Here is a 19552-nt window from a genome sequence, read left to right as displayed (position 1 = left end):
CAGTCGTTCGGCACTCTTCTCGCCATAGTCCGCGCCGGTCTTGGCGCCAACCTCGAGCTCCATTAGTCGCTCGGCGGCAAAGCCAATCATCTCACGCAGTAAATCTGCATCGCCGCTCTGTTCGACAAGCGCGCGAAGGTCCATCATAGGTTTGGTCATCGGGTGTCATCCTTGGATCAGATTGAGTCTAGCAACCCGACCTTACTAAGAAACCCGATGGCCACCTGAGCTACACCACCCCGTGGGACACGATCTATCCTTGAGCCGACGCCAAGCGTCAGAAATGGGCGTGCGCTTATAGCCTGAATTATCGGGCAGACTGACCATCCCAGTCGGAACCCAATCGGCGCTTGCTTTGGTCCCGATTTCTGTATCCTCACATCTTTGGTGGCATACCATTGAGGGAGATTAACTGGTGCCGGCGCCCCTTATCGCAACGCTGCGCGTATCGTCTCCATATGCGTGCGCCTTGCCGCGCGCGCCTCCAATGCCATAGCCATATCTACCTTCTCGAAGCGGATATGGGTATTGGGTTGAAGTTGCCCGATAAGATCCATGTCAGCCGAAATGACGGTGCCCAGCATGAAATATCCCCCGCCGGATACGGCATCACGGTGCAGGATGATCGGTTCAGCACCGCTGGGGACCTGTACCGAGCCGTAGGGGTAGCAGGCATCGGTGATATTGGACGGATCGGAGCCCGCGCCGAAAGGTTGCTCCTGCGCGACGAATTCAAGAGGTTTGCCACCTTGGAAACGATAGCCCATCCTGTCCGCCTCATTTGCGACGCGCCAACGATCCGCGAAAAACCCGTCAAGACTTTGCGCCGTCAGCCGGTGGGAATAGAGCCCCGGCAAGATGCGCAGCAACGTGTCATCCGTAGGTAGGCGGCGCAGCTCTGCAGCAAGGGAATTTCCGGGTTTGCTGGCTGTTGACTGACCAAGAGGTAGCGCGTCACCCGGTTGAACCGCGCGTCCGTTCACGCCCCCGAGCGAGCCGATTGCATAGGTCGAGCGCGACCCGAGCGCCATAGGCACGTCGATCCCGCCTGCCACTGCGATATAGGCGCGTGCGCCAGCCTGTAGATAGTCGAAGGACAGGACCTGGCCTGCGCGGATTGCCAATGCAGTCCATGTTGGCTGGGGGATGCCATCAATTTTGGGCGGCATTTCCGCGCCGGTGATGGCGATCACCGTATCTTCGGTAAATTCCAGCTCCGGCCCGAAAAATGCGCATTCCAGACAGGCCAGGCCTTCATCATTGCCCACCAGCAGGTTGCCCGCACGCAGGGCCATGCGGTCCATCGCGCCGCCCATTGGAATACCTAGATGGTAATAGCCGGGACGGCCAAGGTCTTGCACAGTCGTGGAAATTCCGGCGGAGATCACATTAATCGGCATGAAGTGCCTCCATCAGTTTGGCATTGGTGCCGTCGATATCGGCGTTGAACTCCTCGAGCGAGAAACGCACGGGGCGGATGCGGGGAGTATAGCTGCCCTCCTCGACCTCGCGCAGGATATGGTCATAATCGTCGCGGGTGATGGGCTTCCATTTCACAATATCGCCGGGGCGGAAGAAGACCATGAAGTCTTTCAGATGCGCTACCTTCTGCTCGGGGTCATAGATCGGCATCGGTGTGATGCCGAACATCTGGTATCCGCCCGCGCCGCGCACCGAATAGATGCAAGAGAAGCAGCCCCCATAGCCCACGGTCTGTTTGGGTGTATCCGTGCGCGGGCGGAGGTATTTGGGAACCTCGATCTGCCGCTCGCGCTCGACCATCTGGTAAAGGAACGGCAGGCCCGACACGAACCCCACCATCGACACGAACCATGGTGCACCCGAATGCGCCTCGATGAAGGCCGCGACACTGTCATAGCCATTGATCCGCGCGGCATATTCCAGATCGGTCGCCTCGGGGTCCTGATGGCGCTCGCGGAACCGCATCAGGGTCTCATGGGTCCAAGGATCCTGATAATAGACCGGAATTTCGACAATGCGGGTCTCGAGCACGGCAGGGGCCGCCTCGGCTCGGGCCTCCAGATCCTGCAGCCGCGCCATCAGGTCTTCGGGCGCGATCACATCGGGGTCGAATTTGATCTGGAACGAGGCATTGGCGGGGCAGATTTCCGTGATGCCCCCGATTTTCGCGTCGCGCACAGCATTGGTCATGGAAAGCGAGGTGAAGAAGGCCTCGAGCGACATGGAGGGATCGACTTCGACGAAGATATGCTCGTCTCCGCCATAGGAATATCGGCAGCTCATGCGGCTTTGTCCTTTGCTGTGTCGATCAGATGGGCGTGGGTTTCAAGCCATGGCTCCAGCCATTTGGTGTGGACGCTATTGGCGCGAATATCGTCATCGCTTAGAAGTGCTGCGAAAAGCGGCGCGGTCGAGGGGAGGCCCTCGATCTGCAGCTCGCCAAGCGCACGGTCAAGGCGGGTCAGTGCCGCCTCGCGGGTCTCTGCCCAGACCACCAGCTTCCCCAGAAGCGAGTCATAGAAGGGCGGTATCGCGTAGCCCTGATAAAGCATATGATCCATCCGCACGCCTGGCCCATCGGGCAGGCGCAGGCCGCTCACCACACCGGGGAAGGGCATGAAGTTATTGGCAGGATCCTCGGCATTCAGCCGTACCTCGATCGCGTGGCCACGCCTTTGGATATCGGACTGGCTGACCGAAAGCGGCGCCCCACCCGCCACGCGGATCATCTCGGCCAGAAGATCATGGCCGGTGATCATCTCCGTCACCGGATGTTCGACCTGGATGCGTGTGTTCATCTCGATGAAATAGAACGCGCCAGTCGCATCATCATAGAGGTATTCGAGCGTTCCAGCGCCACGGTAATTGACCGATTTCGCAAGCGCCACGGCGGATTGGCACAGAGCGTCGCGGGTAGTCTCGTCCAGCGCAGCCGAGGGGGCTTCCTCCCAGACTTTCTGGCGGCGGCGTTGGAGCGAGCATTCGCGATCAAAGAAATGCACCACATCCTGACCGTCGCCCATGATCTGCACTTCCACATGGCGGGCGCGGGTGATGAGCTTCTCGATATAGATGCCGCCATCACCAAAGGCGGCTTTGGCTTCGGCAGAGGCCTGCGGCGCGAATGTGCGGAACTCTTCCGCGGTCTCGGCCACTCGGATGCCGCGTCCGCCACCCCCGGCGGCGGCCTTGATCATAACCGGAAAGCCGATTTCCTGCGCAAGGGTTTCGGCAGCCTTCATATCGGTGATGATGCCCTCCGAGCCGGGCACGGTTGGCACGCCTGCGGCGACGGCGCTTGCACGGGCGGCGGCCTTGTCTCCCATCATCCGGATCGTGTCTCCTGACGGTCCCACAAAGACCAGTCCTGCTGCGACCACTGCATCGGCAAAGCCTGCATTTTCCGAGAGGAACCCGTATCCGGGATGGATCGAATCTGCGCCGCTGTCTTTTGCGGCCTTCAGGATCGCCTCGATATCCAGATAGGATTTCGAGGCTGGCGCGGGCCCGATGCAGATGGCCTCGTCGGCCAGTTTGACGGCCAGCATCTCGCTATCGGCCTCGGAGTGGACCTGCACGGTCTTCAGGCCAAGATCACGGGCAGCGCGCTGGATACGCAGGGCAATCTCGCCGCGATTGGCAATAAGAAGTTTGCAGATGGCCATGGATTCACCCCAACACGCAGACGCATTGGCCCGGAGTGACGGGCATACCATCTTCGACCATGAAAGCGGAAATTACGCCTGCATCGGCGGCCTTGATTTCGATAAAGGTCTTCATCACCTCTACCAGCCCGATGGTGTCGCCTGCGGCCACATTCTCTCCGATATCCTTGAAAGCGGGCTGGTCGGGGGCGGGTTTGCGGTAGAAAGTGCCCGGAACGGGAGAGCGGATTTCGGTGGACATGAGCAGGATCCTTTTGTGCAGGGGTGGGAGCTTCATTGGCCGAGCGCGGCCTTGACCGCTTGAGCGATCTGGACAGCGTTCGGCGTATCAGAATGGATGCAGATGGTTTCGGCGCGCACCGGAAGGTGTTTGCCCGAAACGGTGGTCAGAAGGCCCTCGAAAACCGCGCGCCGGCAGCGCTCTGCGGCGAGTGCAGGATCCACGGCCTGATGGTCGCGGGTGATGATCAGACGGCCTTCGTCATCATAGTCGAGATCGGCAAAGAATTCAGCCCAGAAGGTCAGCCCGCGTTCCGTGTAGATGCGCTCATGAAGGGTGCCACTCAGCCCCATCACCGGAAGGTCATAGACCCCGGCGGCATCCGCGACAGCATGGGCAATATGCTCTTGCCGTGCGGCCATGCCATAGAGCGCCCCATGCGGCTTGAGATAATCGAGCTTCATGCCACTGGCATCCAGAAAACCTTTTAACGCCCCGATCTGGTAGAGGATGATATCCGCCATTTCCTGACGGTCCATCTGCATTTCGCGCCGTCCGAAGCCGGACAGATCAGGAAGAGACACATGCGCACCGACACTGACGCCATGGCTATGCGCCAGTGCGACGGTGCGGCGCATGTGCCCCGGGTCGGAGCCATGGAAGCCGCAAGCTACATTGGCCTGTCCGATATGGGGCATGATCGCAGCGTCATCGCCAAAGCTATAGAGGCCGAAGCTCTCTCCCATGTCGCAATTAAGGGTGGCTTTCACAGGCCTTGTCCTTTCTGGTGCCGTTGCTCCGGTGCCAGACGCTCAGGTCGCGCAAGGCGGGGCCATGCGGGGGACAAGCGGGGCGGAAGATGCCATGACAGGACACTTGCGAGGATGCGCAAGAGCGTGTCCGGTCGGGCGGATCGGAGGGAACGGTGAGTTGGTCTCGTCTATTGTGGGGCGGCCTCTGGCGGGCCTTCACCGGATCTTTTTTCCGGCCTTAACGCTATGAAGCCAGTGATTCGATAAAATGTAAAATACAGAAATTACTGGGAGCTAATTTTGGAAAATTGATAATAGTTGCGCCATCTGTCCGGCATTTGCTCTTATAATTCTTTCAAACATACGCACTAATTTATTGATGAATATATACTTTATAATTGATATTTTAACTTGGCAGGCTCTGACCCTGACGCCTACTATCTGTTCTCAAGATGTAAGGTATCTTCAAAATGAATGATCCGACGTTTCGCCAGATTCGCTATTTTGTTGCGGTGGCCCGCGAGGGTCAGGTCTCCCGTGCCGCCAAGGAATTGAACGTGTCGCAATCGGCAGTGACAACGGCGATCCGGCAGCTGGAGGAGATTGTGGGCGCGCGCCTTTTCGACCGTTTTGCGGGGGGAATGTCGCTGACCTATGAGGGGACGATCTTTCAAGATCATGCGCGTCGGGTGCTGGGAGCACTGGACGAGGCGGTGCGCGCGCCCAATCTGCGGCGTAGCGAGATTGCTGGAACCTTGCGGCTGGCAATGACCTATACGGTGGCCGGATATTATGCCTCGCCCTTTCTCGAACGGTTTATCCGTGCTTTTCCGCGCGTCGAGTTGCAGATGACAGAGACCACGCGCGAATTGATCGAGGATGGGCTGGTCTCCGGCCGCTACGATCTGGCGTTGATGCTGACGTCGAATATCGCCAATCAGGAAGGGCTTGTTTACGAGACGCTACTGCAATCCCGGCGCAGGTTATGGGTTGGTGCCGAACATCCCCTGCTCGAGAAGCCGGTAGTCACTTTGGCCGATGTGGCACAGGAACCCTATGTCATGCTGACGGTCGATGAGGCGTCCAACACGGCGCAGCGCTACTGGAACCACTTGCGCGCCCGACCGAGGATTACGTTCCGGACCGCCTCGACCGAGGCTGTGCGGTCCATGGTCGGTGCGGGGATGGGGGTCACGATCCTGTCGGATATGGTGTATAGGCCATGGTCGCTAGATGGGCGTCGCGTCGATGTGGTGACGCTTGCCGATCCGATTCCGACGATGAATGTGGGGCTCGCATGGGCAGCGAATGTCGAGCAGAGTTCCGCCACGCAGGCATTTTGCGAGTTCATGCATCGTGGGTGAGTAGCAGAGCTGATGTTTAAGCGGGGCTGAGATAGGGTGCCAGATCGGTGGGTGGATCGATAATGGCCGTGATCTTGAGCTGTGCGATGGTGCGGGCCATCGCGTTGCCCAGATGGGTGGTCAGCAGGTCGGCTGCCGCCGAAAGCGGCCCCGTCTGCAGGAGTTCGATGATCGTCGCAATCTCGCGCAATGTCTGCAGATCGGGTGGCAAGCCCAGCGAGAAGAGCGCAAGCTGCGAGGCATCGAGCGCGCGGCGGTTCAACTCGGCAAAACGGGCGAGATCCTTATTCGGCGTGGCCATGACGGTCGCCTCGAAAAAACACCCTTCCATCCGGAACCAGTCGGCAGGCGAGAGCCTCTCCAGTGGATCGAGTGCACGGATCTCGGCAAGCAGCGTCTGAAGGGTTGTCTGGTCGGCGCGACCCGATTTTAAGGCGGCCACTTCCAATACCTGCCGCAACTGGAATTTATCCTTGATGCGCTGCGCTGTAAGCGGTTCGACGATCCAGCGAGAGGTCTGCGTTTTCTGCACCAGCCCCCGCTCTTGCAGCCGGCCCAGCACGTCGCGAACCACGGTGCGCGAAATGTCATATTCCTGCGCAATCATCGCTTCGATCACGCGGTAGCGGCCAAAGATCAGGCTGCGGGACAGCTCGCGTTCGACCTCGGCATAGATGCGGTGCCATGAGGGTTGTCCCAGAGCCTCGTCGAGCCCTTCGAGATCAAGCTCGACCTGTCGCAGGTCCACTCGAAGCGGCGCCTCGGTGCCTCCCGTTACGATCAGACCCCGTCCTGAGAAGCGCTCCAGCAGTCCTTCCTCCTCAAGGATCGAGAAGGCCCGTTTGACGGTCGCGCGCGACATGCCCAAACGTTCGGCGAGGGCGCTTTCCTGAAGGACGAAGCCAGCCCTCAGATGCCCAGCCTCGATATTGCCGCGCAAAAGCGAGGCAGCTGCCTCGAACATGGTCGGGGGCGTTCCGTTGGCCGGATCCACGCGGTCGATCGACGCTGTTGTCATGGGTGTCTCCATTGGCAGTCCCCGTGCTTTCCCGTGAGCATAACGATTTTTGAATCCTGTGTAACAATGATTTTTGAGCACAAAGATCGTTGTATGCCTGTTTTTCGCGCGCGAAATCCCGCAATTCCTAGGTCGCTGAGCGAAGTTTAGGCAAATAATAAACCTATCTATGCTTACGTTGCTTTCTAAAAACGGTTTTTGAGCACAAAGATCATAAATAACTTGATCGAGAGCAAGAATCGGTTTTTGTATGCAGACATCAAAAAGAAACAGGGAGACGCCGATGCTTACGCTATCCGGGGTCAGCCGAAGATACGGCGACGTAACCGCATTGGACGGATTGGACTTCACGGTGCCTGATGACTGCTATGTGTCCCTTTTAGGGGCATCAGGTTCCGGTAAGACCACGCTTCTACGGGTGATCGCAGGGTTCGAGGAACCCGATCAGGGTACGGTCAGCTTTGATGGCCAGCGTCTCGATGGTGTGGCGCCGCATCTGCGTGATATCGGCTTCGTCTTCCAAAATTTCGCGCTCTTTCCGCATCTGAGCGTTCGGGACAATGTGGCCTTCGGGCTACGTCACCGTGCCAAAGGGGCTGTTACTGATCCGAAAGAAGCGGCCGAGCGTGCAGAGGCCGCGCTTGATCTGGTCGGGCTCAACGGGTTCGGCCATCGTGGTGTCGGAGCGATTTCGGGTGGCCAGCGCCAACGGGTCGCATTGGCGCGGACGCTTGTCACAGAGCCGAGGATCGTGTTGCTGGACGAGCCTCTGGGTGCGCTTGATGCCAATCTGCGAGCGCGCATGTGTGACGAGCTGCGTGCGATCCGCGAGCGGCTGAAGGTATCGTTCCTGCATGTGACCGGATCCGAGGCCGAGGCGCTGACCATGGGAGACACGGTCGCCATCCTTTCGGGGGGAAAGATTGTCCAGGATGCTCCGGCAACACGGCTGTTTGACACTCCGGATAATGCCGCCGCCGCCCGCCATCTGAATGCGTGGAACATTCTGGCGGGGCAGGGCACGCAGTCGGGCTTCGTTACGGGGGCTGCAACCTTCCAGCTCCCGCCGCATCTGGTGCCGCGCGGGGCAGGTAGTCTCGGGGTGCGCTTCGACCAGATCGATATTGCTGCTCCGGGGCATGTCCCCGACGGACATCTGTCGTTTCCGGCGCGCTATCTTGCGGGCGAGTTCAACGGTCCGACCGCGCTTGCGTTTTTCCGTACCGAGGATGGGCAGCTCGTGCAGGTCGTCGACCATCTGGGCCAACCGCGCCTGCCCGATATGACCGAAGGCGCGACATATGCGCTGCATTTCCACCCTGACCAGATCCGTATTTTCGAGGGAGCTGCATAATGGCTGCTGCAACCACCGACCTCCCCGAGGCCACATCCCAGAACCCCGCCGTCGCCCGTGCTCGCAAGGACCGGAACCGCGCGCTGATGCTACTAACGCCCGGGGTGATCTGGATGGCGCTTTTCATGGTGCTACCGATGGCGATGGTGGTCTATGTCAGCTTCTGGACCCAGACCACTTTTAGCGTGAATTCGACGCTGACCACGGCCAGCTGGGAGCGTTTCCTATCGTCCCCGACCTATCTTTCGGCGATTGGCACCACCATCCGTATCTGGGCGATCGTATTGGTGGCGACCATCGCTATCGGCTACCCGGTGGCGCTGTTCATCGGGCTTTTCGTCCGCAATAAAACGCTTCAGACCGCTCTTCTGGTGGCCTGTGTAATTCCTTTCTGGACCTCGTTCCTGATCCGCGTGATTGCATGGCGCCCGATGCTGGGCACGGAAGGCGCGATCAATACGATCCTGCTCAATCTCGGGATCATTCACGAGCCCCTGACCTTCCTACTGTTTTCCGAGTTCTCTGTTTTGGTAGGGATGACCCAGATCTACTGCGTCTTCATGGTGGGGCCGATCACCTTCATGCTTGGCCGCATCGATCCGTCCGTGATTGAAGCTGCACGCGATCTGGGCGCATCTTTCGGCACCATCTTCCGCCGTATCATTCTGCCCTTGTCTCTGCCGGGCGTGGTCGTTGGCTCGATCTTTGTCTCGGTGATGGTGCTGGGCGAGTTTGCGACCGCCGCCTCGCTTTCGGGGCGCAAGACCAACCTTCTGGGCAATATCATTGTCTCACAGGTCGGGTCGCTCAAATGGGCCTTTGCCGCCGTAGCCGGTGTGGTGCTCACCATCATCATTACTGCCGTCATCGCACTGGCGCTGCGCATCGTCGATCTGCGCAAGGAGATGTAACCCATGCAATCGCGTATCCTTAAACCTGTCCTTGGCGTCTATACGGCGATCTTCCTTCTCTTCCTTTACGGGCCGATGATCGTTCTGGCGATCCTCAGCTTCCAAAGCGCCGATGGCGGTCCGCAATTCCCCATCCGCGACTGGTCCATCTACTGGTACGAGCATCTTCTTGGCATGGTCGATGGCTCGCGCGTTTCGCAGCTGCCGGTGGGTGACAGCCTGATCCGCTCGCTGGTGCTGGCCTTTATGACCACCGTGGTTTCGACCGTTCTGGGCGTCATGAGCGCCGAGGCATTCCGCACCAAGTTCCGCGGCTCTGGCCCTGTCTTCTACCTCATCATCCTCGGCATGATGGTGCCGGGCGTGCTGGTGGGGCTTGGTATGGCGCTTTTGTCGAACACGCTGGGGGTCGGGCGCGCATGGTGGGGCACCAGCTTCGTACTGCATGTGGTCTATACCTATCCCTTTGCCTTCCTTGTGATGCTGGCCATCTTCAACCGCTTCGACCGCAGCGTCGAGGAAGCCTCGATGGCGCTTGGTGTCAGCCCTGCGCAGACCTTCCGCCGTGTGACCTTCCCGATCATCTTCCCGGGGGTGCTCTCGGCCATGCTCTTCAGCTTCACGCTGTCCTATGACGAGTTCGCCCGCACGCTATTTACCGCAGGGCGTGACCTGACTTTGCCTTTGGCGATCTACGGGACCTTCTCGGTCGAGATCTATCCCAATATCTTCGCCTTCGGTGTGCTGACCACGTTGTTCAGCTTCACGCTTCTGGTGATCTACGGGCTGTTGATGAAGCGTTTCACCGCGCGGGCCGGCAAGTTCAAGGGGCAGGAAGCATGAGCCGCGTTGCCCTTGTGACTGGCGCCGGATCAGGCATCGGTGCCGCGATTGCCCTCAGGCTTGCTGCAGATGGCGCGCGGGTGGCCGTGAATGATCTTCATCTCAACGCCGCCGAAGAGACCGCAGCCGCAATTATCGCTGCAGGGGGCGAGGCGATGGCCGTGGCGGCCGATGTGTCGGACGAGACATCCGTGAGCGCGATGTTGGATCAGGTACGAGCTACGCTTGGTGATCCGCAGATCTTGGTGAACAACGCAGGTTTTGGCCATCAGGCACCCTTCACCGAGATCACGCCCGAACAGTTCGACCGGATGTTTGCGGTACATGTGCGTGGCAATTTCCTCTGCACCAAGGCTTGCCTGCCCGCGATGCTGGTGGCGGGCGAGGGGGTCGTGATCAATGTGGCGTCCCAGCTCGGTCAGGTCGGTGGTGTGGAGCTTGTCCATTATGCCGGCGCCAAGGCCGCGATCATCGGCATGACCAAATCGCTGGCCCGCGAGGTTTCAAGCCGCGGCGTGCGGGTAAATGCCGTGGCCCCCGGTCCGATCAACACGCCGCTTGTCGAGGCTCTCTCGGAAGACTGGAAAGCGGCCAAACGTGCCGAGCTGCCTCTGGGCCGGTTCGGGGAGGTGGCCGAAGTGGCCGGAAGCGTGGCCTTCCTCTGCTCTGACGATGCGAAACTGTATGTGGGCCAGACACTTGGCCCGAATTCCGGAGATGTGATGCTATGACCCAAGACAAACGGGTAGTGATCGTAACAGGCGCGGGGATCGGGATCGGTCGCGCCGTGGCCGAGACCTTTGGCGTCAAGGGTGATCATGTGATTGTCACCGATATTCTGGCCAATGAAGGTGCTCTGGTCGTCGAGGCGATCACCGCCAAGGGTGGTTCGGCCGAGTTCATGGCGCTGGATGTGCGCGACACTCCCGCCTGTGATGCGCTGGTGGCCGAGGTCTTGGACAGGCATGGCCGGATTGACGTGATCGTGGCCAATGCAGGTATCGCGCATTGTGTGCCGATGGCCGAGATGACCGACGAGAAATGGGACGAGACTTTCGAGATTGACCTCAAGGGCATGTTGCGCGTGATCCGTCCGGCGCTGCCTGCGATGAAAAACGGGGCATCGATCATCTGTCTTAGCTCCATCATGGGCACGGCCTATGGTTGGAACGAACATGTGCATTACTCGGCGGCCAAATCCGGCGTGATCGGGCTGGTGCGCGGCCTCGCGGTGGAATTTGCCGGTCGTGGCATCCGCGTGAATGGCGTGGCACCGGGCTATATCCGCACCGCGCAGCTTCTCAATCCCGGCCATAGTCTCGGACCCAAAGCCGCCGAGATTGCCTCCCCCTATATCCCGATGCAGCGGTTGGGCGATCCGTCCGAGATCGCCTCTGTCATCGGGTTCCTCGCCTCCGTTGATGCGTCCTACCTCACCGGTCAGGTCATCACGGTCGATGGTGGCCTGACACCGGGCCGCTACTGAACACCGCCGCAAGAAGCGGTGCCCTCCTTTGCAACCTCATCCTCAACAGGGAATAGATATATGACCATCATCAACAGACGGCATCTCCTGCGTTCGGGCGCGGCACTGGGCGCAGTGGCGCTTGGCTCGGGCATGCATCCTTGGGCGCGTTTTGCCCGTGCGCAGAGCCTCTCGTCCGAACAGTTGCGCACCACAGGTCTGTCGACCACCGTGCAGGACCGTATCCTCGAGATGTTCAAGGAAGCCAGCGGGGTAGGGTCGGTCTCGGGCACGCCCTCGACCTATCCGGATGCGCAGACCAAGATCCTGTCGGGTTCGAGCGATTATGACTGCTGGGAAATCATCGGCGAGCGCCTTCCGGCACTGATCGCGACTGACAATGTCGAGCCCATACCGGTTGCCGAAGTCCCCAACTGGGCTTCGATCCGCGACACCTTCACCAAAACCAACCCCAAATGGGCGCCGCAGGCACAGATTTCCGGCCAGATCTGGGCGGATGAAGGCCAGACCCAGCTTTATATGGTGCCTGCGGTCTATAACTACGATTCCATCGGCTACAACCCAGATGTGCTGTCGGCCGAGGAAGCCAACACGTGGACTGCGCTTTTCGATGATAAGTGGAAGGGCAAGTCGGGCCTGAACGTCGATCCGCTGATTGCCATTGGTCAGGCCATTCTGGCGATGAATTCTCTGGGCCTTCTGGAGGCCAGCAATCCCGGCAACCCGACCAAGGACGAGATCGACGAGGCTGCCAAGTTCCTGATCGCCAAGAAGAAGGCCGGCCAGTTCCGCGCGCTCTGGGGCGATTTTGGCGAGCTGGTCAACCTCATGGCCTCGGGCGAGATGGTGGTTTGTGACGCCTGGCAGCCTGCGGTGATGGCGGTCAAGGCACAGGGCAAGCCCGCCAAATACGCGACCCCCAAAGAGGGCTATCGTGGCTGGGCCATCGGGCCGTCGATGCTCAAGGGCACGCCCAACCGCGAAGCGGTCATCGCCTATGCCAATTTCTGGCTCTCGGGCAAGCCGGGCATCACGGTGACCGAACAGGGCTATTATTCGCCCGCCACCAACATCAAAGACGTGATGGACCCTGATGAATATGCCTTCTGGTATGAAGGCCAGCCGTGGAAGGGCGAACCGACCCGCGGCATCAATCCGGGCGATCTGCGTGATGGCGGCTCGCTGGAAGAGCGCGCGGCAAATGTCGCCTATTGGCACCAGTGGCCGGATGAATACGACCACCTGATCCAGCGCTGGGACGAGTTCCTGAACGCGTAAAGCCGGGTTTTCCCCCGACTGGCCCGGGCGGTTGCGCCCGTCCGGGTCTTTTTTCTCAGACTAGCAGGCTGACCCATGATCTATGACCTCGAGCTGATTTCCGTCGGCAAGACCTATTCCGACGGCACGGTCGCTGTGTCCGATTTCGACCTGAAGGTGGAAAAGGGCGAGTTTGTCGCCTTTCTCGGCCCCTCGGGCTGCGGCAAATCCACCACCTTGCGCATGATCGCCGGTTTTGAGGACATCACCAATGGTGAGGTGATGATGATGAACCGCAATGTGACGCATCTTCCCGCCGAAAAGCGCCCGACCTCGATGATTTTCCAGAACTACGCGCTCTTCCCGCATATGACGGTACGCCAGAATATCGGCTTCGGGTTGGAGGTGAAGGGGCTGCCCCGTGCCGAACGCGACCGCAAGGTGGAGCGTATCCTTGATATGTTCGACCTCACCGCCGTGGCCGACCGCAAGGCCGACCGGTTGTCGGGCGGGCAGCGCCAACGGATCGCCCTTGCACGCGGGCTGGTGGTTGAGCCCGAGATTTTGCTGCTGGATGAACCGCTTGGCGCGCTTGATGCCAATCTACGCAGGATCATCCAGAACGAGCTGAAGCTTTTGCAGCGCGAGTTGGGGATCACCTTCATCTTCGTGACCCATGCGCAATCCGAGGCCCTTGGCCTGTCGGACCGCGTGGTGGTGATGTCGAACGGGGTGGTCGAGCAGATCTCTGCCCCTAGGGAGCTTTACCGCCGCCCCGCGACGCCATTTGTAGCCGATTTCATTGGTTCGAACACGCTGATCGAGGGACGGAGCCTACCTGCCGAAGGTGGGTTTGCACGCCTCGACACCCCGCTTGGAGCACTGGCGGGGGTGGGCACTCCCGAGGCCACGCTGGCAGTGATCCCTGCCGAGGCTTTCCGCCTGAGCCCGCAAGGGACCGCAGGCGAGATCCGGCTGCCCGCAACCGTAACCGGCCGCCAGATCGTGGGGGCCACAGGCTATTTCCGGATGCAGCTCGCCGACCAGCGCGAAATCCGCATCGAAACCCATGTCGATCGTGCGCAAGGGCTGGACGCTGGCGCGTTTGTCACGCTCGCGGTCGACCCTGCCTCGGTCACGATGATCGCAGGCTAAGATTTTTAAAAGGAGACGAAAAATGGCAAAAGAAATTCTCGTTGGCTTCGGCATCGATGTGGACGCAGTGGCGGGCTGGCTTGGCTCCTATGGTGGCGAGGATAGCCCCGACGATATCTCGCGCGGGCTGTTTGCAGGCGAAGTGGGGGCGCCACGCTTGCTGGATATGTTCGACAAGTTCGGCATCAAGACCACATGGTTCATTCCTGGCCACTCGGCGGAAACCTTCCCCGAGCAGATGAAGGATGTGGCCGCGCGCGGCCACGAGATCGGCATTCACGGCTATAGCCATGAAAACCCCATCGCCATGACCCCCGAGCAGGAAGAGGCGGTGCTGGACAAATGTATTGGGCTTATCACCGAGATTTCCGGCAAACGGCCCACGGGCTATGTCGCACCGTGGTGGGAATTCTCGAATGTCACCAACGAGTTGCTTTTAAAGAAGGGCATCAAATACGACCACTCCCTGATGCATAACGATTTCACGCCCTATCGCGTGCGCGTGGGCGATAGCTGGACCAAGATCGACTATGCGGGCAAGCCCGAGGACTGGATGAAGCCACTCGTGCGTGGCGAGGAGACCGATCTGATCGAGATCCCTGCCAACTGGTATCTCGATGATCTTCCGCCGATGATGTTCATCAAGAAATCGCCCAACAGCCACGGCTTCGTCAATCCGCGCGATATCGAAGAGATGTGGCGCGACCAGTTCGACTGGGTCTATGCCAATATGGATTATGCGGTCTTCCCGATCACCATCCACCCCGATGTCTCGGGTCGTCCGCAAGTGTTGATGATGCTCGAGCGTCTCTTCAATCACATTAAGTCGCATGAGGGCGTGAAATTCGTCACCATGAACGAAATGGCCGATGATTACGCGGCCCGTTTCCCGCGGAAATAACCACTCGCGCAACAGATCCGGGCGGGGCAGCCTGCCCGGATCATCTTTGAGAAAGGCTGGGATATGTGCTCGCTTTGCGGCATCTTGGGATGCGATGACCATTGGACGAATGCGGTCGGGCGCGAAGGCGTGTTCACCCGCAATACCGACATGCAGGCCCGCCGTGCTGAGGGCGTGCGCCGGATCCGTGCGGCCAATCAGGTATTGGCGCATCGCCGTCTCAATCTCGCGGAATGGCAGGGGGTGAATTATGTGCTTTCCTCGCCCACCGGAAAATCAAGCGTGTTCGAGGCGCTATCGCATCTCTGGCCCGAGGCCGAGGCGCTAACTGGGCGGGCTTTCGATCCGCTCGATGAGGATCTGATTGCTTTTATGGAGGCCAAATGACCCCGGTTATCTTGCTCACGGGTTTTCTGGGTTCGGGTAAAACGACGCTTCTGCAACGGCTTTTGGAAGATCCTTCGCTCTCTGATGCTGCTGTGCTGATCAATGAATTCGGCGAAGTGGGGCTTGATCATCATCTTCTCGACCGGATCGACGATAATGTAGTGTTGCTGAAATCGGGCTGCGTGTGCTGTACCGTGCGGGGCGAGGTGGCCGAAGCGCTGCAAAACCTCCACAGCCTGCGTGCGCGCGGCGAGATCAGTTTTGATCGGGTGGTGATCGAGACGACTGGTCTGGCCGATCCTTATCCCGTCTTGCAGACGCTTACGGCGCATCCGGTGCTGCGAAGCCATTTCCGCTCGGGCGGAGTGTTGACCACAGTCGATGCGGTGAACGCGGGGCTGCAGCTTGACCATCGCGCCGAAGCGATCCGCCAGATCGCCAGTGCCGACCGCCTAATTCTGACCAAGACCGATCTGGCCGATGAGGCACAGGTCGAGCGTGTGCTCGAACGGCTGCATCGGATGAATCCCACCGCCTCCGTCTGGACGACGCAAGACAGAGTGGCGCAAATGCTGGGCGGGTTTGACGCCGATCACACCGGCTTGCCCGAGCCATGCTGGGGGGATGGTCAGTGTAGCTCGCATCACCACCATCATCATAATCATGGTTATGATGACTTAGGTGTAACCTCCTTCTCACTGGTGATCGAAGAGCGTATAGACTGGACTATGTTCGGGATCTGGCTCACGCTTCTTCTGCATCGCTATGGTGATCGCATTTTCCGTGTGAAAGGGATCCTTGCCTTGGAAGGAGAAGACCGCCCCGTGGCTATTCATGGTGTCCAGCATCTAGTGCATGCCCCTACCCATATGGCGCATTGGCCCGCGGAGCCGCGCCATTCGCGGCTGGTTTTCATTCTTGAGGGGCTCGAGCCCGAGCTGATCCGCAGGTCTTTCGCCGCGTTCACAGGCGTGGTGCAGGCGAGGGCCGTCGCTTGACCGAACGCCTTCGAATTCTGACGACCGAAATCCAGCCATGGCGCCGTTTCAAGGTACAGGCCGAGGCCGAGCTCGGTTTTGAGCTCGAGTTCATCGAGATGGATTTCGTGAACGCCCAGCGGATCGCGGCGATGTCTCCGCATAGCTACGATATCTATGACCAGTGCTTCCACAATCTCGATATTGTCTGGCATTGGCGCGCCATCCAGCCCATCGACATCTCGCGTATCGACTACTGGACGCAGATGGATGGCCCCGCACTTGATCCGGCACATGGAGGGGTGGGCTATGGCGACATGCCGGCAACCCGGCTCTGGGTACAGCCCGATGCGTCTCTCTCGGCGCGGCTGGGCCAATATGTATCGATGCTGCCAACCTTCTATAATTACGACAGTTTCGCCATTGATGTCGGCGCGACCGGCCTGAATGTGGATGGCGATGTCACCAGCTGGGCAGAACTTCTAGACCCACGTTGGCATGGGCGTGTGGCGCTGGTTGATGACCCGGGGATCGGTGTTTTCGATTTGGTTCAGGCGCTAATGGCAGCAGACCGGATAAAGGTTGAGGATCCGGGTAATATGAGCGTGGCCGAGATCGACGAGATGGCGACACTGGGGCTTGAACTGGTGGCTTCGGGACATCTGGCGCCTTTCTGGCGGCGCGCGACCGATCCGGTCGAACGGTTCCGCTCCGGTGAACTGGCCATTTCCTCGCTCTGGTCACCCACTGTGGCTGCGTTGAAAGAAGCGGGGCTGCGGGTTCGGCAGGCCGTGCCTGAGCAGGGATACCGCGCATGGCATGGCGGCATGTGTCTGGCGCGTCATCTTGAGGGCGCGCAACTTGGCCGCGCCTATGATTGGCTCAACTGGTATCTCTCGGGTGTGGCGGGTGCGCAGGTCGCACGACAGGGTTACTACATGTCTGTGCCAGCACCCGTTCGGGCCAATCTTGCGCCCGAGGAATGGGAGTACTGGTACGAGGGGCGGGCGGCCGCCTGCGATCTACCGGGACCTAACGGTCATATTGCGGTGCATCAGGGCGATATGCGCTCGGGCGGTTCGGTCAGAGCGCGGTCGAAGAATATCGCCGTGTGGAATTCCACAATGGACGAGCACAATTATCTGGTCCGGCGCTGGACCGAGATCACTGCGGCTGCAACGCAGGCCCAAGGGCGTAATGCCCGTAAGGCCGGTTGAAGCTTGCCTGCACAGGACAAAAGGACAGATATGGCACGGATACATCTGATCGGTACAGGCGGTACGATTGCGTCCCGCGCGCAGACAGAAGGCGGGCCGGTAACGGCTGGGCTTACGGCACAGAGCCTGTTGGCGGGGCTACATGATCCTCTGACGGGGATCGAGGTTTCCGCCGAGAGTTTTCAGGCCAAAGGCAGCTACGCGCTTGATCTGGCGACGGTGTTCCGCCTCTGCCGGCGGATCGATGACGTGCTGGCCGATCCGTCTATCGATGGTGTAGTGGTCACCCATGGTACCGACACAATGGAAGAGAGCGCCTATCTGGCCTATCTTCTGGTCTCCTCCGATAAGCCCGTGGTCTTCACCGGGGCCCAGCGACACGCAGGCGAGGCGGATACGGACGGGCCGCGCAATATTGCCGAGGCTATTCGGGCCGCCGCCTGCAATGCACTAACGGGAGCGGGTGCCACCATCTGTTTCGAGGGCGAGATCCATTCGGCACGGCATGTGACCAAATTCCATAGCTCCCGCGTAGATACGTTCCGCTCGCCGGGTTTCGGCAAGCTAGGGGATGTCGACGGGCCAAATGTCCATGTCACGCGCCTCAATAGCGCCAAGCGCAAGATTTTTACTCCCGCCCAGATCGACCCTGATGTCGAGCTGATGCTTTTGGGGCTTGGTAGCCGGGCGGATTTCCTGTCTTGGGCAGTCGCGAATGGCGCAAGCGGCGTTGTGCTTGCGGCCTTCGGGCGTGGAAACGCCCCTGTGGGTTTTGCTCAGGCCGCCGCAGATGCAATCAAGAAGGGCGTGCCGGTTCTTGTAGCAAGCCGCTGCCCTGAAGGCCGGACGATGCCGATTTATGGAAACGATTCCGGAGGTCGCACGCTCGATGATGCAGGTGTTATTTTTGCGGGGGATTTGCCGCCCGTAAAGACGCGTTTATTGCTCGCTGTTCTTTTGGGATCTGGATATCAAATTGAAGAAATCAGAAGGTATATTGTCGGCTTTGGGGAGGCAAATCCCGACGGTTCTGAGTAAGCTCTTACTGGGCACACCAAATCGAGTTGATAAGAAAGGTGTGCTGGCTAGAGGTGGACCTGCGGCACTCGGCAAAGGTCCCCGCTACCATATCGACGTCTTCGGCCCTGAGGTGCTCGTTACGGATGAATTGATCGTTGCGACGCAGTTTCACCGAGGCAAACGAAACGGTCAGGATCGCGATATTGATTGCGATGAGCGGCGCTCTTTCGTCAGAACTGAATCGCCATAAGTGGGCGGCGCTGCGCGATGGGTCTGCCCAGCAGGATCGCCAAAGGTTCGGGCCGAAACACAGATCGTAGCTATGAGCGGCCTTCTGGTTGTCTATCATCTACTCGACGAACGCAGTTCATCCGACTTGATACGCCTCGATTTTCGATCTGAGAGGGAACAACATTTCTGATGCCTTCGAGGCACCTCTTGTCCGATAGGCGGAAAAGAATTTTGCGCCTCATCCAATTCGAGCTCGAGGAAATCCTCGCACTGTCGTTTGTACGGTAGGGCATAGATGTATCTGGCGAAACAAGGAGAGGAGCGTTCGATCGGTTAGGAGTATCACATTAGTCTGATATGTTGGTCCAAGTTTGCGCTCAGTTAGCGTTATTCGGGCAAAACTGCGATCTAAGCGATCGTGTCCCAACTGATGGTGTAGCTCATAGCGGGCCTCGTGCTGACTGGCGGGCCGAGCTGATCAGTCGCGCTGCGCTGCAGGCAAGCTGACCACGACATCATCGCAGATTGGCGCCAGCGTTTCCAGTGTCATGTATCGACCGCGCTGGACGGTCCATTCCTCGGTCTGCTCCATCAGGATGGCCCCAACGAGGCGGCGGATCGAAGCCTCATTAGGAAAGATCCCGACCACGTCCGTACGGCGCTTGATCTCGCCGTTTAGGCGCTCAATCGGATTTGTGCTGTGTAGCTTCGTTCGATGCTGCTGGGGAAAGGTCATGTAGGCCAGCACATCCTCCTCGGCGCCGTCCATGAGGGTCGCCAGCTTTGGCAGTTTCGGACGCATCTGATCAGCG

At 59.4% G+C, this 19552-nt stretch carries 20 protein-coding genes and 1 pseudogene; 13 read left to right on the top strand and 8 right to left on the bottom strand.

Annotated elements, in window-relative coordinates; genetic code table 11:
- From VSX56_RS19230 to pxpA, 6 genes and pseudogenes are all read right to left on the bottom strand, one after another.
- Positions 1 to 159: pseudogene (locus VSX56_RS19230) on the bottom strand (IS256 family transposase); the annotation flags it as partial.
- A 269-nt stretch (positions 160 to 428) separates the two neighbouring features.
- The gene (locus tag VSX56_RS19225; RefSeq protein WP_350939183.1) at positions 429 to 1400 is read right to left on the bottom strand and encodes a 5-oxoprolinase subunit C family protein; all 972 of its coding nucleotides are present in this window, start codon (positions 1398 to 1400) and stop codon (positions 429 to 431) included.
- The gene (locus VSX56_RS19220) at positions 1390 to 2265 is read right to left on the bottom strand and encodes a 5-oxoprolinase subunit B family protein (protein ID WP_350939182.1); all 876 of its coding nucleotides are present in this window, start codon (positions 2263 to 2265) and stop codon (positions 1390 to 1392) included. The genes VSX56_RS19225 and VSX56_RS19220 overlap by 11 nt, the downstream gene beginning before the upstream one ends.
- Positions 2262 to 3647 (bottom strand): acetyl-CoA carboxylase biotin carboxylase subunit, encoded by a 1386-nt coding sequence (locus tag VSX56_RS19215; RefSeq protein ID WP_350939181.1) that lies wholly within the window; start codon positions 3645 to 3647, stop codon positions 2262 to 2264. Before VSX56_RS19215 ends, VSX56_RS19220 begins: the two co-directional genes overlap by 4 nt.
- A 4-nt stretch (positions 3648 to 3651) precedes the next feature.
- Positions 3652 to 3888, bottom strand: coding sequence for an acetyl-CoA carboxylase (locus tag VSX56_RS19210; protein ID WP_350939180.1), 237 nt, complete (start codon positions 3886 to 3888; stop codon positions 3652 to 3654).
- A gap of 32 nt (positions 3889 to 3920) precedes the next feature.
- Complete coding sequence (gene pxpA, locus VSX56_RS19205; protein WP_350939179.1) at positions 3921 to 4637, bottom strand: 5-oxoprolinase subunit PxpA; 717 nt, start codon at positions 4635 to 4637, stop codon at positions 3921 to 3923.
- Positions 4638 to 5089: 452 nt separating this feature from the next.
- Here pxpA and VSX56_RS19200 point away from each other — a divergent pair, with 452 nt between their 5' ends.
- Positions 5090 to 5983 (top strand): LysR family transcriptional regulator, encoded by an 894-nt coding sequence (locus VSX56_RS19200; RefSeq protein WP_350939178.1) that lies wholly within the window; start codon positions 5090 to 5092, stop codon positions 5981 to 5983.
- 16 nt (positions 5984 to 5999) lie between these two features.
- Here VSX56_RS19200 and VSX56_RS19195 read toward each other — a convergent pair whose 3' ends face one another.
- Positions 6000 to 7001: a GntR family transcriptional regulator gene (locus VSX56_RS19195; protein ID WP_350939177.1), complete on the bottom strand. Its 1002-nt coding sequence runs from the start codon at positions 6999 to 7001 to the stop codon at positions 6000 to 6002.
- 283 nt (positions 7002 to 7284) lie between these two features.
- On the opposite strand from VSX56_RS19195, the gene VSX56_RS19190 reads away from it, so the two are divergent.
- The 12 genes from VSX56_RS19190 (at position 7285) to VSX56_RS19135 (ending at position 18527) form a co-directional block, all read left to right on the top strand.
- The gene (locus VSX56_RS19190; protein ID WP_350939176.1) at positions 7285 to 8355 is read left to right on the top strand and encodes an ABC transporter ATP-binding protein; all 1071 of its coding nucleotides are present in this window, start codon (positions 7285 to 7287) and stop codon (positions 8353 to 8355) included.
- Positions 8355 to 9266, top strand: a complete 912-nt coding sequence (locus VSX56_RS19185; RefSeq protein WP_350939175.1) for an ABC transporter permease — start codon at positions 8355 to 8357, stop codon at positions 9264 to 9266. Before VSX56_RS19190 ends, VSX56_RS19185 begins: the two co-directional genes overlap by 1 nt.
- A gap of 3 nt (positions 9267 to 9269) precedes the next feature.
- Positions 9270 to 10109, top strand: coding sequence for an ABC transporter permease (locus VSX56_RS19180; protein WP_350939174.1), 840 nt, complete (start codon positions 9270 to 9272; stop codon positions 10107 to 10109).
- Complete coding sequence (locus VSX56_RS19175; protein ID WP_350939173.1) at positions 10106 to 10840, top strand: SDR family NAD(P)-dependent oxidoreductase; 735 nt, start codon at positions 10106 to 10108, stop codon at positions 10838 to 10840. Before VSX56_RS19180 ends, VSX56_RS19175 begins: the two co-directional genes overlap by 4 nt.
- Positions 10837 to 11595: an SDR family NAD(P)-dependent oxidoreductase gene (locus VSX56_RS19170; protein ID WP_350939172.1), complete on the top strand. Its 759-nt coding sequence runs from the start codon at positions 10837 to 10839 to the stop codon at positions 11593 to 11595. Before VSX56_RS19175 ends, VSX56_RS19170 begins: the two co-directional genes overlap by 4 nt.
- 60 nt (positions 11596 to 11655) lie before the next feature.
- On the top strand, positions 11656 to 12873 hold the full coding sequence (locus VSX56_RS19165; protein ID WP_350939171.1) for an ABC transporter substrate-binding protein: 1218 nt from the start codon (positions 11656 to 11658) through the stop codon (positions 12871 to 12873).
- Between the two features lie 75 nt (positions 12874 to 12948).
- Positions 12949 to 14007, top strand: coding sequence for an ABC transporter ATP-binding protein (locus VSX56_RS19160; protein ID WP_350939170.1), 1059 nt, complete (start codon positions 12949 to 12951; stop codon positions 14005 to 14007).
- Positions 14008 to 14029: 22 nt separating this feature from the next.
- Positions 14030 to 14908, top strand: coding sequence for a polysaccharide deacetylase family protein (locus VSX56_RS19155; protein WP_341485826.1), 879 nt, complete (start codon positions 14030 to 14032; stop codon positions 14906 to 14908).
- 63 nt (positions 14909 to 14971) lie between these two features.
- A complete protein-coding gene (locus tag VSX56_RS19150) occupies positions 14972 to 15295 on the top strand; it encodes a hypothetical protein (protein WP_350939169.1) in 324 nt (107 codons plus the stop codon).
- Positions 15292 to 16293, top strand: coding sequence for a CobW family GTP-binding protein (locus VSX56_RS19145; protein ID WP_350939168.1), 1002 nt, complete (start codon positions 15292 to 15294; stop codon positions 16291 to 16293). Before VSX56_RS19150 ends, VSX56_RS19145 begins: the two co-directional genes overlap by 4 nt.
- Complete coding sequence (locus VSX56_RS19140) at positions 16290 to 17489, top strand: ABC transporter substrate-binding protein (protein WP_350939167.1); 1200 nt, start codon at positions 16290 to 16292, stop codon at positions 17487 to 17489. Before VSX56_RS19145 ends, VSX56_RS19140 begins: the two co-directional genes overlap by 4 nt.
- Before the next feature lie 30 nt (positions 17490 to 17519).
- Positions 17520 to 18527: an asparaginase gene (locus VSX56_RS19135; protein ID WP_350939166.1), complete on the top strand. Its 1008-nt coding sequence runs from the start codon at positions 17520 to 17522 to the stop codon at positions 18525 to 18527.
- Between the two features lie 691 nt (positions 18528 to 19218).
- Here the strand turns inward: VSX56_RS19135 and VSX56_RS19130 are convergent.
- Positions 19219 to 19552, bottom strand: a 334-nt coding sequence (locus VSX56_RS19130) for a transposase (protein WP_350938335.1), incomplete at its 5' end; no start/stop codon positions are given.

This window comes from Thioclava kandeliae (genome assembly GCF_040297545.1).
GTDB classification, from domain to species: Bacteria; Pseudomonadota; Alphaproteobacteria; order Rhodobacterales; family Rhodobacteraceae; genus Thioclava; species Thioclava kandeliae.
The sequence above is the reverse complement of the archived record's forward strand: the minus strand, read 5'-3'. Positions and strand labels throughout refer to the sequence as shown.